At 66.9% G+C, this 532-nt stretch carries 1 protein-coding gene; it reads left to right on the top strand.

What is annotated here, in order from left to right; genetic code table 11:
• Positions 1 to 532, top strand: a 532-nt coding sequence (locus MOV75_RS41455; protein ID WP_247008671.1) for a DEAD/DEAH box helicase, incomplete at both ends; no start/stop codon positions are given.

Raw genomic sequence — 532 nt, 5'->3', positions numbered from 1 at the left:
CAGCGCGAGCTGGCGGCCGGCGCGCACATCGTGGTCGGCACGCCCGGCCGGCTCTGCGACCATTTGCGGCGCGGCCGTCTCGACATCTCGGAATTGAAAGCGGTCGTGCTCGACGAGGCCGACGAGATGCTCAATCTCGGCTTTCGCGAGGACATGGAATTCATCCTCGAGACCACGCCGGAAACGCGCCGCACCCTGATGTTCTCGGCGACGTTCCCGCGCGGCATCGTCGCGCTGGCCAAGCAGTATCAGCAGCAGGCGTTCCGGATCGAGGTTGCCGGCGACGAGGGCGGTCACGCTGATATCGAGTATCGCGCCATCCGGATTGCGCCCGCCGATGCCGAGCATGCCGTCGTCAACGTGCTGCGCTTCTACGAGGCGCCGAGCGCTCTCGTGTTCTGCAGCACACGCGATCACGTCAGGCATTTGCAGGCGGCGCTGCTGGAGCGCGGCTTCTCCGTGGTCGCGCTCTCAGGCGAATTGACGCAGAACGAGCGCACCATGGCGCTGCAGTCGCTGCGTGACGGGCGCG

Source organism: Bradyrhizobium sp. PRIMUS42 (genome assembly GCF_023006515.1).
Lineage (GTDB): Bacteria > Pseudomonadota > Alphaproteobacteria > Rhizobiales > Xanthobacteraceae > Bradyrhizobium.
This window is presented reverse-complemented; position numbering and strand designations above follow the sequence as displayed.